23 protein-coding genes are annotated in these 18,689 nt (G+C 35.8%); 13 read left to right on the top strand and 10 right to left on the bottom strand.

Features of this window, described 5'->3' with window-relative positions; translation table 11 throughout:
• Positions 1–1,095 carry an alanine racemase gene (gene alr / locus RM573_RS15270; RefSeq protein ID WP_311583959.1) on the top strand — a complete coding sequence of 365 codons (1,095 nt, stop codon included), beginning with the start codon at positions 1–3 and terminating at the stop codon, positions 1,093–1,095.
• 8 nt (positions 1,096–1,103) lie between these two features.
• Here the strand turns inward: alr and RM573_RS15265 are convergent, their stop codons facing one another.
• From RM573_RS15265 to RM573_RS15240, 6 genes are all read right to left on the bottom strand, one after another.
• A complete protein-coding gene (locus RM573_RS15265) occupies positions 1,104–1,523 on the bottom strand; it encodes a secondary thiamine-phosphate synthase enzyme YjbQ (protein WP_311583957.1) in 420 nt (139 codons plus the stop codon).
• An 86-nt stretch (positions 1,524–1,609) separates the two neighbouring features.
• Positions 1,610–2,074: a chemotaxis protein CheX gene (locus tag RM573_RS15260; RefSeq protein WP_311583955.1), complete on the bottom strand. Its 465-nt coding sequence runs from the start codon at positions 2,072–2,074 to the stop codon at positions 1,610–1,612.
• Between the two features lie 80 nt (positions 2,075–2,154).
• Positions 2,155–2,595, bottom strand: a complete 441-nt coding sequence (locus tag RM573_RS15255; protein ID WP_311583953.1) for a DUF6702 family protein — start codon at positions 2,593–2,595, stop codon at positions 2,155–2,157.
• Positions 2,596–2,654: 59 nt separating this feature from the next.
• Positions 2,655–5,003, bottom strand: coding sequence for a M1 family metallopeptidase (locus RM573_RS15250; RefSeq protein ID WP_311583950.1), 2,349 nt, complete (start codon positions 5,001–5,003; stop codon positions 2,655–2,657).
• Between the two features lie 128 nt (positions 5,004–5,131).
• Positions 5,132–5,566, bottom strand: coding sequence for a zinc uptake transcriptional repressor Zur (gene zur, locus RM573_RS15245; RefSeq protein WP_311583948.1), 435 nt, complete (start codon positions 5,564–5,566; stop codon positions 5,132–5,134).
• A gap of 78 nt (positions 5,567–5,644) precedes the next feature.
• Entirely contained in the window at positions 5,645–7,135 is a 1,491-nt protein-coding gene (locus RM573_RS15240) for a hypothetical protein (RefSeq protein ID WP_311583946.1), read from the bottom strand.
• 220 nt (positions 7,136–7,355) lie between these two features.
• Here RM573_RS15240 and RM573_RS15235 point away from each other — a divergent pair, with 220 nt between their 5' ends.
• Positions 7,356–8,237, top strand: a complete 882-nt coding sequence (locus tag RM573_RS15235) for an alpha/beta fold hydrolase (RefSeq protein ID WP_311583944.1) — start codon at positions 7,356–7,358, stop codon at positions 8,235–8,237.
• Positions 8,238–8,274: 37 nt separating this feature from the next.
• Here the strand turns inward: RM573_RS15235 and RM573_RS15230 are convergent, their stop codons facing one another.
• The 3 genes from RM573_RS15230 to RM573_RS15220 are packed head-to-tail and all read right to left on the bottom strand — an operon-like array spanning position 8,275 to position 9,953.
• Positions 8,275–8,829, bottom strand: coding sequence for a GNAT family N-acetyltransferase (locus RM573_RS15230; protein ID WP_311583942.1), 555 nt, complete (start codon positions 8,827–8,829; stop codon positions 8,275–8,277).
• Between the two features lie 59 nt (positions 8,830–8,888).
• Entirely contained in the window at positions 8,889–9,293 is a 405-nt protein-coding gene (locus RM573_RS15225) for a hypothetical protein (protein WP_311583940.1), read from the bottom strand.
• Positions 9,294–9,308: 15 nt separating this feature from the next.
• Complete coding sequence (locus tag RM573_RS15220) at positions 9,309–9,953, bottom strand: class I SAM-dependent methyltransferase (RefSeq protein ID WP_311583938.1); 645 nt, start codon at positions 9,951–9,953, stop codon at positions 9,309–9,311.
• Between the two features lie 180 nt (positions 9,954–10,133).
• Between RM573_RS15220 and RM573_RS15215 the strand changes: the two genes are divergently transcribed.
• The 8 genes from RM573_RS15215 (at position 10,134) to RM573_RS15180 (ending at position 15,327) form a co-directional block, all read left to right on the top strand.
• On the top strand, positions 10,134–10,604 hold the full coding sequence (locus RM573_RS15215) for a MarR family winged helix-turn-helix transcriptional regulator (RefSeq protein ID WP_311583936.1): 471 nt from the start codon (positions 10,134–10,136) through the stop codon (positions 10,602–10,604).
• Positions 10,605–10,730: 126 nt separating this feature from the next.
• Positions 10,731–11,702: a tRNA dihydrouridine(20/20a) synthase DusA gene (gene dusA / locus RM573_RS15210; RefSeq protein WP_311583934.1), complete on the top strand. Its 972-nt coding sequence runs from the start codon at positions 10,731–10,733 to the stop codon at positions 11,700–11,702.
• 859 nt (positions 11,703–12,561) lie between these two features.
• Positions 12,562–12,882 (top strand): hypothetical protein, encoded by a 321-nt coding sequence (locus tag RM573_RS15205; protein WP_311583932.1) that lies wholly within the window; start codon positions 12,562–12,564, stop codon positions 12,880–12,882.
• Between the two features lie 10 nt (positions 12,883–12,892).
• Positions 12,893–13,555, top strand: a complete 663-nt coding sequence (pspA, locus tag RM573_RS15200; RefSeq protein WP_311583930.1) for a phage shock protein PspA — start codon at positions 12,893–12,895, stop codon at positions 13,553–13,555.
• An 18-nt stretch (positions 13,556–13,573) separates the two neighbouring features.
• Positions 13,574–13,720 (top strand): hypothetical protein, encoded by a 147-nt coding sequence (locus tag RM573_RS15195; protein WP_311583929.1) that lies wholly within the window; start codon positions 13,574–13,576, stop codon positions 13,718–13,720.
• Positions 13,710–13,922 carry a PspC domain-containing protein gene (locus RM573_RS15190; RefSeq protein ID WP_311583927.1) on the top strand — a complete coding sequence of 71 codons (213 nt, stop codon included), beginning with the start codon at positions 13,710–13,712 and terminating at the stop codon, positions 13,920–13,922. The genes RM573_RS15195 and RM573_RS15190 overlap by 11 nt, the downstream gene beginning before the upstream one ends.
• 48 nt (positions 13,923–13,970) lie before the next feature.
• Positions 13,971–14,312, top strand: a complete 342-nt coding sequence (locus tag RM573_RS15185; RefSeq protein ID WP_311583925.1) for a hypothetical protein — start codon at positions 13,971–13,973, stop codon at positions 14,310–14,312.
• 37 nt (positions 14,313–14,349) lie between these two features.
• Positions 14,350–15,327, top strand: a complete 978-nt coding sequence (locus RM573_RS15180) for a tetratricopeptide repeat protein (RefSeq protein WP_311583923.1) — start codon at positions 14,350–14,352, stop codon at positions 15,325–15,327.
• A 78-nt stretch (positions 15,328–15,405) separates the two neighbouring features.
• Here RM573_RS15180 and RM573_RS15175 read toward each other — a convergent pair whose 3' ends face one another.
• Entirely contained in the window at positions 15,406–16,146 is a 741-nt protein-coding gene (locus tag RM573_RS15175; protein WP_311583919.1) for an enoyl-CoA hydratase-related protein, read from the bottom strand.
• 67 nt (positions 16,147–16,213) lie between these two features.
• Here RM573_RS15175 and RM573_RS15170 point away from each other — a divergent pair, with 67 nt between their 5' ends.
• From RM573_RS15170 to RM573_RS15160, 3 genes are read left to right on the top strand one after another with little or no spacing between them, the layout of a single operon-like run.
• A complete protein-coding gene (locus RM573_RS15170; RefSeq protein WP_311583917.1) occupies positions 16,214–16,705 on the top strand; it encodes a copper chaperone PCu(A)C in 492 nt (163 codons plus the stop codon).
• Positions 16,706–16,714: 9 nt separating this feature from the next.
• Complete coding sequence (locus RM573_RS15165; RefSeq protein ID WP_311583915.1) at positions 16,715–17,707, top strand: DUF2333 family protein; 993 nt, start codon at positions 16,715–16,717, stop codon at positions 17,705–17,707.
• Between the two features lie 5 nt (positions 17,708–17,712).
• Positions 17,713–18,498, top strand: coding sequence for a TIGR04219 family outer membrane beta-barrel protein (locus RM573_RS15160; protein ID WP_311583914.1), 786 nt, complete (start codon positions 17,713–17,715; stop codon positions 18,496–18,498).
• Positions 18,499–18,689: the final 191 nt, after the last annotated feature.

Genomic DNA, 18,689 nt, shown 5'->3' with positions numbered 1-18,689 from the left:
ATGACACTACGAACGGCAACGGCAATTATTGATTTACCGGCATTAATCAGTAATTTTTGTTACATCAAAAAACAATCTCCACAAGGTAAAGTTTTAGCTGTTTTAAAAGCGAACGCCTATGGTCATGGTTTGGCTCGTATTGCCAATGCATTGTCAGAGTCAACTAATCAAGCCGACGCATTCGGTGTTGCTCGCTTAGATGAAGCGCTAGCATTAAGAGAAGCAGGCATCACAAAACCAATTGTATTACTTGAAGGTTTTTTTGTTCACAAGGATCTTGATGTTATTGCTGAATACGAACTGCAAACCATTATTCATAACCAAGAACAACTTTCATTATTATGCTCTGCAACGTTAGCGAAACCGATTAAAGTTTGGCTGAAAATAGATACTGGAATGCATCGTTTAGGTATCGCTCCTGAAGAGTTCAGAACTTTTTATGGGCAGTTAAATCAGAGTAAGAACGTGGATCCAGATATAATTTTGATGAGCCACCTTAGTTGTGCAGACAATGCTGAGAGTCAAGCAACACCCAATCAAATCGCCTTATTTAATCAAGTGACTGAGGGGTTGAATAAGAGTAAAAGTTTGGCTAATTCTGCTGGTATTTGTTTATGGCCAGAAAGTCATTTTCAATGGATCCGACCAGGATTAATGCTTTATGGTGTATCGCCGATTTCAGAACAATTATCAGCGAATCAACCTAATTTAAAACCGGTGATGACACTACAATCTAGTCTTATCGCGATAAGAAACATCGCGAAAGGAGAGGCGGTAGGTTATGGGGGAACCTGGCAAGCCCCCCGTGATACTACGATTGGCGTGATTGCTATTGGTTATGGCGATGGTTATCCGAGACATGCTCAAAATGGTACACCCGTTTTAGTTAATGACCGTATTGTCCCTTTAATTGGCCGAGTATCCATGGATATGATCACCGTGGATTTAGGTAAAAATTCGCAAGATTGTATCGGTGATATTGCAACACTGTGGGGTAAAGGCCTACCTGTAGAAAACGTTGCTAAGTGTGCAACGACCATTCCTTATGAATTGTTATGTAATATTAGTCGTCGTGTTCAAGTTACAGTGAAGTAATATTTTGATCACTCTCCATTGATGGTGGCTACTATGGTTCGCCTGCTTGGATGATTTCTATGCTCCCCTAAGTAAATACCTTGCCATATACCTAAATTTAATTTTCCTTGGCTGATAGGAATCGATAACTGGCAGCCTAAGGTACTTGATTTGATATGTGCAGGCATATCATCAGGTCCTTCATAGGTATGCTGGTAATACGATGCATTTTCAGGAACAAAGTGATTAAAATGAGTTTCCATATCACTACGTACGGTAGGGTCGGCATTTTCGTTAATGGTCAGTGATGCGGATGAATGTTTAATAAATAAGTGTAATAACCCAATATTTATAGTTTTTATTTCCGGTATATTAGAAGAAATTTTATCTGTAATTAAATGAAATCCTCGGCAGGGAGCTGTTAAGTTAATTTCTTTTTGTAACCACATTTTAAACCTTTTTCTATTTTATAACTGTATACATATAGACAATAAAAAAGCCTCACTAAGAGGCTTTTTTTGAATATCAGATACCGCTATTTATCAAAACTAAATTCAATATAAGCTTTTCCATGAGGAGAATTTAATGGAATGATTACGATAGGTCCATCAGCTTTATGCTTAATCGTGTGGTTTGATCCTGACACGACCATAGGAGTCGCCATATCAAATTCAATGCCTTTTTCACTCAGCATTCTTTTCGCGCCACCGGTAACCATATTGGTTATTTCGCCAACTAAATCAGTAATTTCATCGTTTACTTCATCAGGGCCTTCGCCGACCATTCCTTTCATGGTTGCAATTGCTAAAGGGCCATCGAAAGTAATGGATAACGAACCTTTCGTTTGTTCGCTAACCATGCCTATAAGGCCTGAAACATCGCCCATAGCCACTTCATCTTTCTTCAATTTGGGCTTTTCAGGTGTTAATTCCATTTGTGCCATAGTTGACATGACATTAAGCATTGAAGATAAAAACGGGTTAATAAACTCTACATTCATGAAGATTCTCAAAGCCTTTTCTTATACTAGTATCCTGATTTTGCACGCTAAATCACAAAATGTAAATCAATGAATACTAATTAATGTTTTTCGATAATAGCAACGTTATTCGATTCTGTAAAAGTGAAACTACCTTTTAATCCAGAGTCTTGATAATTCACAATATTTACTTGTTTGGTGTAAGTATCGACGAGTAAATCATTTTTTACCACTAATCCGGCCAATTTATTTTTAAACTGTGCTTCTTGGTAAATAATAACCTTACCTTTCATCAGTTCTAATCCTACCCAATTCAATTCAATTTTCTTTTGATGGAAATCAAGCTGAAAGTGATTATCGAAATACTCTTTAATGTATAAATCGTACTTTGGATGCTCAGGAGAAAAGTGCTCTTGTTTTTGTTCCGCAATCGCATTCTCAAGATCGTGAGCGGTAAATTGGTGAATAATTTCTATTGTTTGATTTTTTGGATTAACAGAAATTTCTGTTAATCCAAAAAAATATTTATGGGCAGAGGTCATCGCCCCATACCCAATCAGCAATAAAAAAAAGAATGTTTTTAATGTGTTAATGTACATTATTATTTATCTTCTTTTTTAACGTCATCTTCGTTTTCGTCAGCTTTTAACTCAACGTTAAAATCGCGCATCATATCTTTTTGTTTACGCTTGTAGAGTTCAAAACGAGACTTGATAGGACGAGCAGGCCAGTAATTGTTATTGACATTTACATCCGCTGTTTCCCAATTAGGATCAAGTGCTATTGAGGTAATTTCTTTATCGCGGATAAATAGTTTAGATACTTTATCCGTGTTTTTACGCCAAATTTCAGCAGGAATTCGGACATGTTCAACTTCACCATCATCATAAGTAATATCTAAAATAATCGGCATCACTAACCCACCTTTATTTTTGAAATCAACAATGTAGAAGTTACGTTCGTCAACTAGAAGCTCTTTTTCCCAATCCTTAAGTTTTCTCTGGCTACTATTGTAGCTGTTTCGCTTAGCATTAGTTGCAGTAAACTGGTCATGTTCGTTGTAAAAGTCTAACAACTCAGGTCTGTTTGTTACACGCAGTTTGTGACCTTTATTGCGTAAATCAGAAATAAAAGTTGGTTTTTCATTTTCTAAAGCACGTTCCCAAGCTTCTTCAACATCAGGGTTTTGACTGTTTGGACGATATAAGTGAATATCGCCAAGTGCTATATCAACATGATCCGTTGTGTAAAACCAACCTCGCCAGAACCAGTCTAGATCTATCGCTGATGCATCTTCCATTGTACGGAAGAAGTCTGCAGGAGTAGGGCGTTTAAATTTCCAACGCTGTGCATATTCTTTGAATGCAAAGTCGAAAAGTTCACGGCCCATAATAGTTTCACGTAAAATATTAAGTGCAGTTGCTGGCTTACCGTATGCATTATTACCAAACTGTAAAATTGACTCAGAGTTCGTCATGATCGGTACTTGGTTGTCACTTTTCATGTAGCTTGTAATATTTGCAGCATGACCGCGACGAGATGGATAGTTTTCTTCCCAAGCTTGTTCTGCCAAAAACTGTAGGAATGTATTTAGACCTTCATCCATCCATGTCCATTGGCGTTCATCTGAGTTAACGATCATAGGAAAATAGTTATGACCTACCTCATGAATGATAACGCCAATCAATCCGTATTTTGTACGTCGTGAATAGGTTTTTTCACCTGTTTTTTCATCTAATGTTGGACGATAGCCATTAAAGGTGATCATCGGGTATTCCATACCGCCAATTGGACCATGTACAGAAATTGATACTGGGTATGGATAATCAAAAGTGTATTTGCTGTATTGTTCCATCGTGTGAATAACTGATTCTGTAGAGTAACGTCCCCATAATGGGTTACCTTCATTCGGGTAAAAAGACATTGCCATAGTATCAGTGCCTCCGGCTTTATAACCTTGAGCATCCCAAATAAATTTTCGGCTTGAAGCAAAAGCAAAGTCACGCACATTTTTCGCTTTAAAATGCCATGTTTTAGTTTTATTCGAGCGAGATTTCTCGTTTTCCAACGCCTCGTCTGGAGTTACAACCAATACAGGCTTATTTGCTGTTTTAGCTTTCTTTAAACGGTTACGTTGTGTTTTGGTTAAGACCTTATTGGCATTTTGTAAAACACCTGTTGCAGCAACTATGTGATCGGCAGGAACCGTAATTTCCACATCGTAATCACCAAACTCAAGGGCAAATTCACCATTGCCTAAAAATTGTTTATTTTGCCAGCCCATTGCATCGTAATATGCTGCAGCACGAGGAAACCATTGAGCAACTTCATAAAGGTAGTTATCGTCTTTTTCAAAGTATTCATAACCTGAACGGCCACCCAGTACTTTTTGTTCGTGTAATTGATAATCCCAATTGATGTTAACTTCTACCGAATCTCCTTGTTTAAGAGGTTTTGATAAGTCGACACGCATCATTGTATTGTTGATTGTGTGCTTCATCGGCTTACCATTTGAAGCAGTCACTTGAGTAATATTATAGCCTCCGTCAAAAGCGTCTGACTTGACTACGTTTCGCATGCCTTTATAAGTAATTTTTTTATTAGGTGCTGTGCGTGATAAGTTGGTATTTGAGTTTCTTTTAAGACGATTTTGATCTAACTGTATCCAAATATATCGTAATGTATCAGGTGAGTTATTGGTGTACTCAATGCTTTCAGACCCTGTCAATCTTTGCGTTTTATCATCGATGGCAATATCAATTTTATAATTAACTTGCTGTTGCCAATATTGATGGCCAGGCGCACCAGAAGCGGTACGGTAAGTATTTGGTGTTGGTAAGTTTTCTTCTAATTGACGAAATTTATCATCGCTAATAGTGCTTTTAGCAAATACGTTACCGGCACAGGTAACAGCAAAGCATAATAAAGCTGATTTTATTGAGATTTTCATATCTTTCCAATTTTATGGCGGTTTATATTGTATAATATTTCTTTATACCACGATTACTTAATCGAGTTTAGAGCAAATGAATGATCACTGCGACGAGTGGTAGAATAAATAAGATTAATTGTTTTGAATTATTGACAGGACTGACAAGCACCGTGAGCTTCTATGATTTGATGGCTGATAGTAAACCCTTTTTTCGTCGCCATTTCTTTTAAAGCGTTATCAAAATCATTTGATTGAATTTCTTCAACATGACCACAGTCATCACAAATCAACAATTGTACAGGATGGTTACAATCACCAAAATGATGACACATAACAAAAGCATTAATTGATTCAATTTTATGGACAAAACCTTGCTGACTTAAAAAATCTAATGCTCTGTAAATGGTGGCAGGTTTAGCTGCAGGATCGGTAATTTTTAACTCATCGAGTAAATCGTATGCACCGATGGCATTGGTATGATTAGACAGTAATTTAAATACTTGTTCTCTCGTCGTGGTAAATCTCACGCCGCGTTTAAGACAGTAGTTTTTCGCTTTTTCTAGTAGGTTATCTGCGTTCATTTTACTAATTCTTATCGGTTTTCTGTAGTCTATCATAGTCAATATTATCAATATAGTTTCAAGCTACAAAAGCAAAAATCACTCTAAGACTATGGTTTTAGGTTTAAATACTTGGTGAAAATATCGCGTAAATTCCGTTTGTTTAACGTCACTTACTTCGTTTGTTAAAACATTATAGAGTGCGCCGCTGTTAACGAGTGTTTGAACATTTTGATTAAAGTGGTTAAGAAATGTCTGATTAGTGTCGGTTTTAGGGCACATCATATGGCCAACAGAATAAAGTCTTCCACCTTCAAGTGGATAAGAATACAATTTTGTCTGACTTATATTAGGCCAAAGTAAATCAATATATTGAGGATACTCTATTAAGTAGTCGAAACGATCATGGTTGAATATCGCAAGCGTTCTATTTAATTTTGTTGGAGTGCTTATAATTTGCTTTTCAGAAAGCTGGGATAACTGTTGATCGATTTTTTCACCTAAGCTTCTACCTGAAACAAGTCCAATTTTTTTATCTTGATGTGTGTTTAACAGCGCTAAAAGGTTAACTTGATTATATTCATTAGTAGGCAAAGGGGTTTTCGAATAAATCTGTAAACCTAAATATAATGCAAATGGTTGACTAAACAGATAATGTTTTGCCCGCTCTGAGGTTTTTAACATATCAGAATAGCAAAGGTTGTCTTGGCCAATATTTTCAGTAATGTCGGCATAATTGTCTACTAACTTAAATTCAAAGTCGTAACCGTCGAGTTGATCAAATAATAAATTGAGATTGTTCTTTAACGTTTGATTGACTGGGAGCACTTGTTGTTTATTCCCTCTGAGTAAACTGATCTCATCTGTTAAAATCACCATTTTTTCTTTATTTTCTTCAAAGGTATCAAGCTCAGATTTTTCGTATAACCCAGCATATAGTGTTTTTAATTTGCCCGATTTGCGTAACAAAGACATATTTTTGTCAAAAATATTTGCTAATTTTTGCCCGCGTTGGTTTTTTTGAAAAGCTATATATAAGCGTCTCGGGGGGAGTAATTCAAAATATTCAAATTTATCGGTGAGTGCTGTTGGTACATTATCAAGGTAGTCGATAAAAGTGTCTATCCGGTTATTTGCTAATAAAATAAACCCTTCATCAGCAGAATTAACTTTATATGTATCAGAACGATCGTTTATAAATCGCTCAAAATGATAGCCTCTCACCCATGAATTTGAAAAATCAGATAAATTATGAATGTTAGGTTTATTAGGGCTATCTTTGCGGTAAAAAACTAGAATAGGATCGTCAGTATTGATATACCAGTTAGGAATGATGGCATGTTTAACATCCTCTCTGAAAACGCCTAGTAATAAGTCGATTTTTTTATCCTCAAATGACTTTAAACTACGATGGAAGCTTTCAATGTTAACTTCAATATTTTCAGCGCCATAAATTTCGTTTAATAATTTAAAATATATACCGCTACCGTCAGTTTCAGTTACATCAGCCCATGCATCAGCGCCTACTTTAATGTTATCAGCGTAAGCAAAACAGCAAAATAAAGTGAAAAAAACGGCAATTAACTTCAAAATAGTCCTTGTCCTTTGAAAACTTCTTTAGTTAGTAAAATAGCTTAAAAAATATCCTTTTATCAATAATTATATGATTGAAGTTCGAATTATTGCGTTGTAAATAGTAAACGATAACAGCATTACTATTCTAAATTATTATTGTTATACACGTAGTTGTTAGACTTAATGGCTTAAGGCCGTTATTCTCATTGATACACCACTTGATATATTTATTCATATGAAACTTTTATGTTCTGTCATTCTACTGTTCTTTTTGTCTAGTTGTGGCAGCAGTACTTCCACCTCTGAAACCGAGTCAGAACAACCGGAAGCTGCTTATCCGCACGCTAGTTTTTATGTAAAGGTAGCACAGCCAGTGTCATTTTCAGATATTACCTCGCTTGCATATCAACCTTCGACAGAAACCTTATTCTATGGAGAGAAAGCACAACAATATGTTGAATATTGGCCCGCTGAAGCAAGTGACAAGGAAGAAGAGTTACCTGCCTTAATTTTCATTCACGGTGGCTGTTGGTCTAATGCGTATCGCATTGAACAAAGCTACCCTATTGCAACAGCAATGGCGTTAAATGGTTTTCATCTCTGGTCTGTTGAATACCGGGCAACAGGGGATCAGGGCGGCGGTTGGCCTGGCACGTATCAAGATATTGAGTTGGCTCTACATTTTATTTTTTCTACGAGTGAAAACTATCATAGCAACAGAAAATTTGTAGTACTTGGTCATTCAGCAGGCGGACACCTAGCACTACTGGCAAGCTCGAACCTTGAAAGTGAATTTAATACAGTTGGATTAGCCGCGATCACCGATTTGGTATCTTACGCTAATGAAGAGGGGAGCTGTAACTCTGCAGCCACTAGTTTTATGAATGGTTTGCCAGCGGATATTCCCCAACAATATGCACTAGCAAATCCACAATTGAGTCGATTAGCAGATGAAGTTTTTTTGTTTATCGGTGACACCGATCCCATCGTTGATACGACTCAAGCCGTTAATTCTGGTTTACCGTTTGAAATTTCAGCAGGCACAGGACATTTTGACTGGATTCATCCAGGCACGCAAAGCTTTGAAAGCTTATTACATTATTTACTTAATCCTTAAAAAGTTATGACGGGTCTTCAAACAAGGTTGTAGTATTTCATTTTTTAATGACATGCTCTAAAAATATTACGTTTTTATCAGAGCTTTCCAGCTTTGAACGACTAAATCCATTTTTCTTCATTACTTTAATTGACCCAATATTACTAAATTCAACACCTCCAATTAGCGAATGGATGTCCGTATCTGAATACGCCCATTTAACTAATCCGTTAATCAATTCACTTCCATATCCTTTAGTCCAAAATGGTTCACCTAATAGGTAGCCAATATGCAAGTCTACTTGCATTTGTTTTACTTCATCTTCATAAAGAAAAACAAAGCCGATAATCTCATTGTTTGATTTCAGTTTTATAGATAGAAAAGTGCTTTCTGCTAGACATTGTTGCCACCAATGACTTGCTTCTTCATAGTTTGTAATTTTCTGCCATTCACTGGGGAGAGATTTAGTCACCGAAGGTGTTAACAACGTTAATACTTTAAGTGTGAATAGTCGTTTACTGTCTTCATCAAATTTTTGGGATTTAACACTGTTAATTTGTAGTCGTTCAGTATTAAAAGTGCACCTTTGGTATAATGGTAGGTTATCATCCATTGTAAATCTCCTCTGTTAAGAATCTTCCAAATATTTTTTAGTTCAGGTGCACTTCCTACTTAAAGTGAATCGATTGAATCTTCTTTAAAAGATTGTTTAAACTCCATTGTCATTTGATATCCTTTAATTGCCGGTACTGCAATAGCATTTAAGCAAAGTTGGCCGAACATGATTAAAGTTGCTGTAACTAATGCATCTAATATCCACGCGATGGCCGTACCACCAATACCGATATAGCTAGGCATAGATTCTAATGCTGGTATTGTCTGTAATCCAGTTATCCCATGAAGGGCTAAAGCAATCCAAAAACCAAAGCAGTAGGGGCATTGCCATGCTTCGTATAAGTATGCTAGTGGTCTAGGTAATCTTTCAATAATCCAGTTAAACCAGTTTCCCCAATCAGGTAACTTTTCCCAGAACAAGATATATATTGAAAGTCCCATAAGCGCGAGTGTAATGTTCATATTAATCTCCTTCAGTTAGTATTTTGCTTTATATCCTGTGATTATTGATGCAGTGGCATCTGGCTCACGGTGCTCCTCGTTAGAAATATTTGAGAAACCTTTACTCTTAAGTAAATTCACAATGCCATCTCTTGTTTTTAGTTCATGATTGCAAGAAATATGTTCACTACTGCCAGCTTGATCTTGGTTAAATTCAATAGATTCTTCCCAAAGGTCATCAACAGAAACGAATCGACCCGCGGGCTTTAGTATTCTTAGTACTTCATCGAGACCATCGTTAACATTTATCCAATGATGCAGAGTATTTACCGCAAGCACTAAGTCACAGCTTTCACTTTCAACGGGGATTTTTTCGGCTCCAGCATGTAAAAATGTGACCTGTTTATTATGCTTGTCCTTTACCGTGAGATTAGAGGCGATCTCAAGCATTTTAGGAGTTGGATCGATCCCAATAACATGACCCGTTGTCAGATTACTGGCAATCGCTCTAACAGAAGCTCCGCTACCGCAGCCAATATCTAAAACAATTTCAGAAGGTAATAAATTACAGAATTCAGGAGTCTTTTGATGAAGTAAGAGTTCTCCCCATTGTTCAACATAATCTTCGGTAAGTTTGTCACACCATGCACAATCAAGAAGCTCATATTTATTATCACTCATATTTGTTATTACTCATTGTTAGGTTTCCTAACTATTATGAATAATATAGTTAGTTTGTCAAACTATATTTTTGTGTATGGCCTTATACACATGAATTTCATCTAATAATTAATAGATAGTACTTTTACATAAGAAATGTTATTTTGTTAGGTAAGCTAACTAAGTGGTATTTGTTTAACTATGGATTTGGAAAATTCACTCATAAAATTTCAACGATTAATCTCTAGAAGATGGGATGTTCAAGCGTTTGAGAATAAAGAAAGTAGTTTAAGTTACAGTGAGTTTGAATACTTGTTATGTGTTCATATTGCTGAGAATGCAGAAATTGATCCCACAAGTGATAAACATGATGATAGTACACATTTATCAGCACTAGCTGCTGAAATGCAGGTACAAAAATCATCTGCAAGTTTAATGGTCAATAAACTCGAAAAGCGAAAGTTGATATATCGTGCAACATGTCAATATGATGCAAGAGCACAGCATATATTGTTAACTGAAAAAGGTCGAAAGTTGTTTTTGAGCATTCAAAGTTCTGTTTATAAGAGTTTAGAAAAATCTTTTAAAAGTCTACTGGAAGATGAAGAATATGATAATTTTGCTAAATCATTAGCTAAAATCTGTGCGACATATTCTAACGAAAATGATTAGAAATCAAACCTATCTCTAAGAGTAATTAATTTTGTTTTACCTCTTATAATTCCGTATAGTTAGCACAAAATTTCAGTTGTGCTAACTAACGTCTGAACCAGTTTTAAATATATTTATTTTAATTATATGATTTCACATAAACTCTCTGTTGCCCCGATGCTTGATTGGACTGACCGTCATTGTCGCTATTTTTATCGCGTTATGTCTAAACGTACGGTGTTATATACCGAAATGGTTACTACCGGAGCAATACTTTTTGGTAAGTGGGACTATTTAGCGTTTAATGAGCCTGAGCATCCCGTTGTATTACAGCTTGGTGGCAGTGATGTAAATGCGATGACGGAGTGCGCTAAACTCGCCGAGCAGAAAGGGTATGATGAAATTAACATTAATGTTGGTTGCCCGTCTGATCGTGTACAAAATGGGATGTTTGGCGCATGTTTAATGGCTGATCCCAGTTTAGTCGCTGACTGTGTGAGTAGTATGAAAAATGCAGTTAATATTCCTATTACCGTTAAATCTCGTATTGGAGTTGACGATCAAGATAGTTACGAATTTTTACATCAATTTATTGATACCGTAAAACCCGCCGGTTGTGAGCACTTTATCATTCATGCGCGTAAAGCATGGTTAAGTGGTTTAAGTCCAAAACAAAATAGAGAAGTACCTCCTTTAGATTACGGACGTGTTTATCAAATTAAACAGGATTTTCCTGAATTAGAAATTTCAATTAATGGCGGCATAAAAACGTATGAAGAAAGTCGTGAACATTTACAACACATTGATGGTGTCATGATAGGTCGCGAAATTTATCAAAACCCATATATGTTAACCGAAGCTGATCAGCAAATATGGGGAGATAATACCGCCATTAAAACTCGCCAAGAAATTATCGATGAAATGTGTGAATACATTGATGAATATGTTGCCACAGGTGGTCGTTCTTGGCATGTGGTTCGTCATATGTTGGGGATGTGTAATGGTTTACCCGGCGCGAAACAATTTCGTCGTTTTTTAAGTGAAAACTCAGGAAGAGAAGGCGCAAATAGCCAAATATTAAAAGAGGCTTTTGCAAAAGTAGGTGGTGGATCTTTTTAATTATTTTTCATCAATTGTCTTGATTTCGGGATATTCTTTCCCGATTTCGGGAATGTTGTCAGTCCCTTATTTAGCAATATCATAAAAATTTCACTACATAATGGTGTAATACACCAATTTACGCATTAGCATGTGGAAATATTTTAAACGTTTTTATTTTGTAAAAATTAAATTCATATACTTTTCAGGTAGTTACTATTTTTTTTATTCCTTGGCACAACCTTTGTACTACTTAGTGCGTCTTTATTATTAACTATGAAAGGGAAGTGCTAATGATTAACTTAATAACTGTATCTACTTTAATGATGTTACCGGCTATCACAATATTAGCTTGTTCTATGCTTGTCAGCATGTTTGAAGGAAGCTCGTTTAAAAAATAACACGGGTTTCTTTATCAACGTAACGCTTTTAAACCATCCACTAAAGTATTAAAGCTAAATAATCATCTACCTATTTGATGAATACTGTTACGGTTACTTCTTTTATTAGCACTTCTGCTCGAAAGTTTAACTTCTTACCGTTCCATTCCTATTTAATAAATCATCAAGCTTTCAATGTTTCTTTTTGTAATCCTATCGAGATATTGGCTATTTCAAAATGAATTTTTTAGCTTTGATAATCAATTTATCAGTCAACTTATCAGTTAATTTTATCAAGTGGTTAATTTAACCAATCAATAGGTTTATTAAACTAAATATTAGCGTGACATATTATGTCTTACGTTGCTCAGATTGTTAGTTTTTAATATAAGTCACTGTAATTTAAGTGATTGTATCTATTGGCACAAAGGTTGATATAGACATTGTAGTCGTAAAATTTAAATTGTTTTCAACTGAACTGAGCATAAAAGGAGAATTTGATGAAAACCATTAACCGCGTATTTGTCATTGTAACAATCGTTCTAGGAATAGGAACAACTGCCAGTGCATCTGCAAATAATAGCCGTATTGAAGATTCATTAAAGCATGTCATTGTTAAACAAAGTCAGCAAGTAAGTGAGCGTTTAACTGAGCAGTTACAACACACCATTAACGTTGAATTAAATAATATAGTTTTAAACGCTTTACCAATCATTAATCGTGATATTTCAACAGGACAAATTACGAATAAACAATTAGTAAGCAAAAATCAGTTAACTAATACATCAAGTATCGTTAACACCACAACAGAAGAAGAGTAGGGGTTTTATTATGGGTATGTTTTCACGTTTTACAGATATCATAAATGCTAATTTAAATAGTATGTTAGATAAGGCAGAAGATCCTGAAAAAATGATCAAATTGATCATTCAGGAAATGGAAGAAACACTAGTAGAAGTTCGATCTACTGCAGCAAAACATATTGCTGAAAAGAAAACGTTATCACGTCAAATCAAAAGTATTGAAAAAAATATTGCGAATTGGCAAGACAAGGCCCAAACAGCGCTTGCTAAAGAACGTGAAGATCTTGCTAAATCAGCTTTAGTTGAGAAACATAAATGTCAAACGCAGTTAGATGCATTAATGTCAGAGTTGACCGAGTTAGAAGAATTTTTAGCATCAGTACAAAACGATGGCCAAAATTTACAAAATAAACTCGCTGAAGCGAAACGTCGTCAAGACGCTTATCTACTACGTCAACAATCGGCACAAGTTCGCTTAAAAGTAAGAGAAAAAGCCGCGGTTTATAACATAGAAGATGCGATCAATAAGTTTGAACGTTATCAACAAAAAATTGATGAAGTTGAAGCGCAAGTTGAAGCATATGACATGACAAGTAATCAAGATTTAACTAGCCAAATTAATGCACTAGAAGCTGATGAAGCCATTGATAAAGAACTTGCTGAAATGAAGAAACAAGTTGTAAATGGCTAATAACCATGGAGGTTTAACATGGCAACCTTTACTTGGTTTGTTGTTATCGCCATGTGTATAGCTCCAGCAATTATTATGTTTATCACTGCTGGAGTTATCTCAATTTATAAGCATGCAACGGCATGGTTTACCACAAAAGATGAGGAAGTTGATCATGAGTTATGAACGTCATTATTCAGTACATAAAACGTTAACAAAAGATGTAATCCATAAAAAAGTATCAGGTGTGTGTGGTGGTATAGCTAAGCATTATGAATTACCGCGATTAGGAGTAAGAATTGCAGCCATTGTCGCGTTATTTTCGTTTCCGGTTGTGACTGGTGTTGCCTATATCGTTGCAGCTATGCTGTTGCCAACACGTAAGTAACATTAAATAAATTTATCATTACTTTACTATGTTCATTAAGGAGCGAGTATGTCATTTTTTAAATCGTTAATTTTAGCAATATTCGCGACCCTATTTTTAACCTATGTTTTAGGTACTAGTTTTATCGAAATGTTGGATATTGATGTCTATATGGGAGATGAGTTAATTGAACCTTTAAAGGCTATCAGTATCTCAGCAATAGTGGTAATGATATTAGTATTAATTGCCTTAGCTATTGTGTTAAGTGTTTTTGGCTCATTAATCTTTATCGCCATGTTAATTGTCGGTGGTTTTGCAATGTTAATGATAGGCGTATTCTGGCCAATTTTCTTGATTGCTGGGGTAATATGGTTAATTGCTAGAGATAAAAAATCAGTGCAATATCAGTAAAGCATCACCTTAAATAATAATAAATACAGGAAGTAAAATGATTAGAAAAATAATAGCCTTTAGTTTTGCGGTAACATTAAGTTTTGCCAGTTATGCCAATTTATCCGTTGTTAATGACGCTTTAGAAGACGGAGATGTTGTGACGGCCGAACAAGTATTTACACAGCTTTCAAAGGATGAAAAGGTAAGTTTACAAGGGCAAGTGTTGGCTGGTCGTATCTTGTTAGATAAAGGTGACAGCGAAGAGGCATTTGAGCATTTTGAAGCGTTACGTGATGACCAAACTGAAAATGTAGAAGTGAATTATTACTTAGGGTTAAGTGCTGTGATTATGGCGCAAAAAGCGAGTATTTTTTCAAAACTTGGTTATGCAGAAGATTTCCTTGAGGCAATGGAAAAAACAATTGCTTTGCAACCTGAGCATACTGGTGCACTTGATACGCTAATCGGCTTTCATTTGGCGGCGCCGAGTATTGCTGGTGGAGATAAAGGTAAAGCACTAATGTATGCGAAACAGTTAAAAAACATTGATGCTGAGCGTGGTATAGAAAAATTGGCTAATGTTTATTGGCAAACGGAAAAAGCAACTCTAGCTATGCAAACGTTACAACAAGGGCTAGAGGAGTTTCCTGAAAGCGCATCATTATATTTTACTCGAGCCACTTCATTTATGAAGGATAAAGCCTGGGATAAGGCACGTGAAGATTTAAAGTTGGCGATAAAGTATGCGCCAAATAATAAAGTTAAGAGTCGAGCACTTTATCAACAAGGTAAAACTTCTGCGGAGTCTGGTGAGGAAATTGAGTTAGGTATTAGCGCACTATCGCAAGCATTGCCTTTGTCAGATAAAGAATATAAACCTTGGATAGAATACCGATTAACGCAGCTTTATCTTCATAACAAAAACTTTTCGAAAGCAAAAGATTCATTGTCTAGGATCAACACAAGTGAAGATGATGAGTTGAAAAGCAAGGTTAAAAAATTGAAAAAACAACTGAAAAAATTAACGAGCTAGAAAATTAAAAATAGAAGCTTCAATAGATTGCTTCTATTTTTAAACGTTAATGAATGAAGGCTTATTTGTAGAAAACAGTTAATTGAAAAATGACGCAAGAATTTTTTTACAAGTATCTGTTTTCACTAACCTAGCAAATTCAGCGCCTTCTTTTTCAATAGCAGATAAAACTTGGCTTTGTGTTGCCTGTTTCATTAATGCCCTGCTTGTTTGTGTTGCATCTGCGGGTAAGCTAGCAATGTACTTAGCGGATTTCTTAGCTGTTAATAAAAGTTCATCAGCTAGGCAAATAGCATTAACAATGCCGTAATTATATGCTTGCTGACCAGTAAACAAATCACCTAAAACTAATAATTCAAAGGCTTTATTGTGGCCAATGCGAAGTGGTAATAAAACACTCGATGCGGCTTCTGGGCATAAACCCAATTGTGAAAACGGTAATTTAAATTTTGCGTCTGCTGTTGAAAATACCATATCGCAATGTAATAACATGGTTGTACCAATACCAACAGCTGGACCGGCAACCGCAGCCACAATTGGCTTGGTAAAACTAGCCAGCGTTTTAACAAAAGCAAAGGCTGCTAACTCTTCTTGGCTGTCGGCATGTTGAAGAAAGTCGGCAAGGTCATTACCAGCACAAAAGCAGTGTTCGTTGCCTTGAATTAACACACAATGTATCGAGGCATTTGTTTGCGCGTGATTAAAGGTTTCACATAATGTTTGATACATCACTGTATTTAAAGCATTTTTTTTATCAAAACGATTTAGAGTGATTGTTAAAACATTATTTTCTATTTCTGAGAGAATTAAGTTATCCATTTGTTATTAGCTTAGTTACAATACCAAGGTAACAATAATATGGATAAATAGGGATGTATAGCACCTAATGAAAAAATTAACTGATCAAATTAAACAAAGTGTGCCCTTGCTTGCTTTATTAGCAGGATTAATCGTAAATATTCAAGCATTTGCTGAAACAGTTGTTGTTGAGCATGGTTATATTCGAGCAACTATCCCTGGCACTACTGTCTCCTCTGCCTATATGGAAATAAAAAATACATCTAAGCAAGATATAGTATTAATTGGTGCAACCAGTAAAGTAAGTGATCGCATTGAAATTCATGAACATGTTATGAATGATGAAATGATGCGAATGCAACAGCGTGAATCGTTAACCATAGCTGCGAATGACAGTGTTGTGTTGCAGCCTTCTGGTTACCATTTAATGATTTTTAATTTAGCAGAGCCATTAAAAGTGGATGCAAATGTTGAATTAACGTTGCAATTTTCTGATAAAAAAACAGTAAACATTTTATTGCCGGTACAAAGTATTAAACGTAAAAAGCAAAAAGAATCCGCTCATCATCACCATCATTAGGAGCATATTATGAAGTCAATTTTTACCATGAAGTCTGTTAGTTCTGTAGTTCTCGGTATTTTCTTAGCGCTGTATTTGTTAGGTGTTTATTGGGGATTTGAGCCTGATGAATTTGATATTCACAGTGAAGTCACTAAAGCTGCGACAGCGGAAAATGTCACACCTGTTGTCGGTTATACAACCACAACCGCACTAATTTTAGTTAGTGAGACCTTATTAAACAAACCTGGTGGTTATTTAGCAAATGATGCGTTACCACCTTCAGTGTTTCTCGATAATATTCCATCTTGGGAGTTTGGTGTTCTAGAAATGGTACGCGATATGGCGCTGGTAATGCGTCAAGAGTTTAGCCGTTCACAATCACAATCACTTGAAAATACACATTTAAAAATTGCTCAACCGCAATTCAATATCGATCATACTAGTTGGGCAATGCCAAGTGCTGAGAGTGAGTATCAAAAAGCGATTAATGCGTTATACGATTATCGTAATGCATTAACTGATGTGAACAGTCAATCTGCACAATTTTATGCGCGGGCGGATAACTTAAGAGATTGGTTACAAGAAGTTACTAAGCGTTTAGGCAGTTATTCGCAAAGGTTAAGTGCAAGTGTTGGTCGAGAGCAGTTAAATGTTGATTTAGCCGGTGATAATGTAGCCCAACAATCAACGTATTCGTCTAACAACTTACAACTTAAAACAAGTTGGTGGAAAATAGATAATGAGTTTTATGAAGCTCGTGGAGCCTGTTGGGCGTTGTTACACTTTTTACGCGCTATCGAAATAGATTTCAATGACGTATTAGCCAAGAAAAATGCCAAAGTTAGTGTACAGCAAATTATTAGAGAGCTTGAAGCTAGCCAAGAAGCTATTTGGAGCCCTATGGTCTTGAATGGAAGTGGTTTTGGCGTACTTGCGAATCATTCTTTAGTGATGGCTAATTATATTTCACGCGCAAATGCCGCATTAATCGATTTAAATGACTTATTGAGTCAAGGGTAAAAATAATGAAAAAAGCTTTATTAACCGCCAGTGTATTAACTTTATTGAGCAGTACAACACAAGCCGATACTCTCGCTGGTTTGTATATAGGTGGTCAAGTTTGGGATAACCAAGCTACAGGCATATTTGGTGAAAGTAATAACCAAGTGAATTTTAATTTATCAGATGAACAGCAAGGCAGTTATTTTATCGCTGTTGAACACCCAATTCCTTTCATTCCCAACGCCAAAATAGCGAAAACATCTTTAGAAACTCAAGGGGTCACCACATTAGATAGAGAAATAACCTTTGATAATAATACTTTTGCTGAAGGCACGGTTGCTGATGCCGGTTTTAATGTCAGCTATGTAGATTACACTTTGTATTATGAACTTTTTGATAATGGACTTTTTTCATTTGATATAGGATTAACGGGTCGCGACTTTAATGGAGACGTTACCGTTTCAGCAACTGCAAATACTGCAGCAGAAGGTGAAACTCCTGATTATTCAACAGTCACTGGTCGATTATCAACAGATGAAATTGTTCCGATGCTTTACGCTTCAACGATAGTAGGTTTACCTTTTACAGGATTAAATGTATTTGCCGAAGGAAATTTCTTATCGATTGATGATCATACGCTTTATGATTATCAAGCTGGCTTAAGTTATGAATTAGTCGACAACCTAGCGGTAGATGTAAATATTACTTTAGGCTACCGCTCCGTTAAGTTAGCCCTCGAAGATTTAAGTAATTTATATTCAGATCTTGAATTTAAAGGCGCTTTTGTAGGTGCTGTAGTGCATTTTTAAAGGTTTTAGTGCACCTGATTTTTTGATTATTTTTTATCTGAAGGCATGGCTAAATAACATGCCTTTTTTATTACTATTTATTTGTTAAATTAAGTCAATCATACTTAAATAATATACACCGTTAACAAATCGTGACAGTTGTTAATGCTGTGTAAAATTATTATCCGATTACCCTTGTCTTTTCTTTATTG

Origin of the sequence: Thalassotalea castellviae, assembly GCF_031846185.1 — a bacterium.
GTDB classification, from domain to species: Bacteria; Pseudomonadota; Gammaproteobacteria; order Enterobacterales; family Alteromonadaceae; genus Thalassotalea_H; species Thalassotalea_H castellviae.
This window is presented reverse-complemented; position numbering and strand designations above follow the sequence as displayed.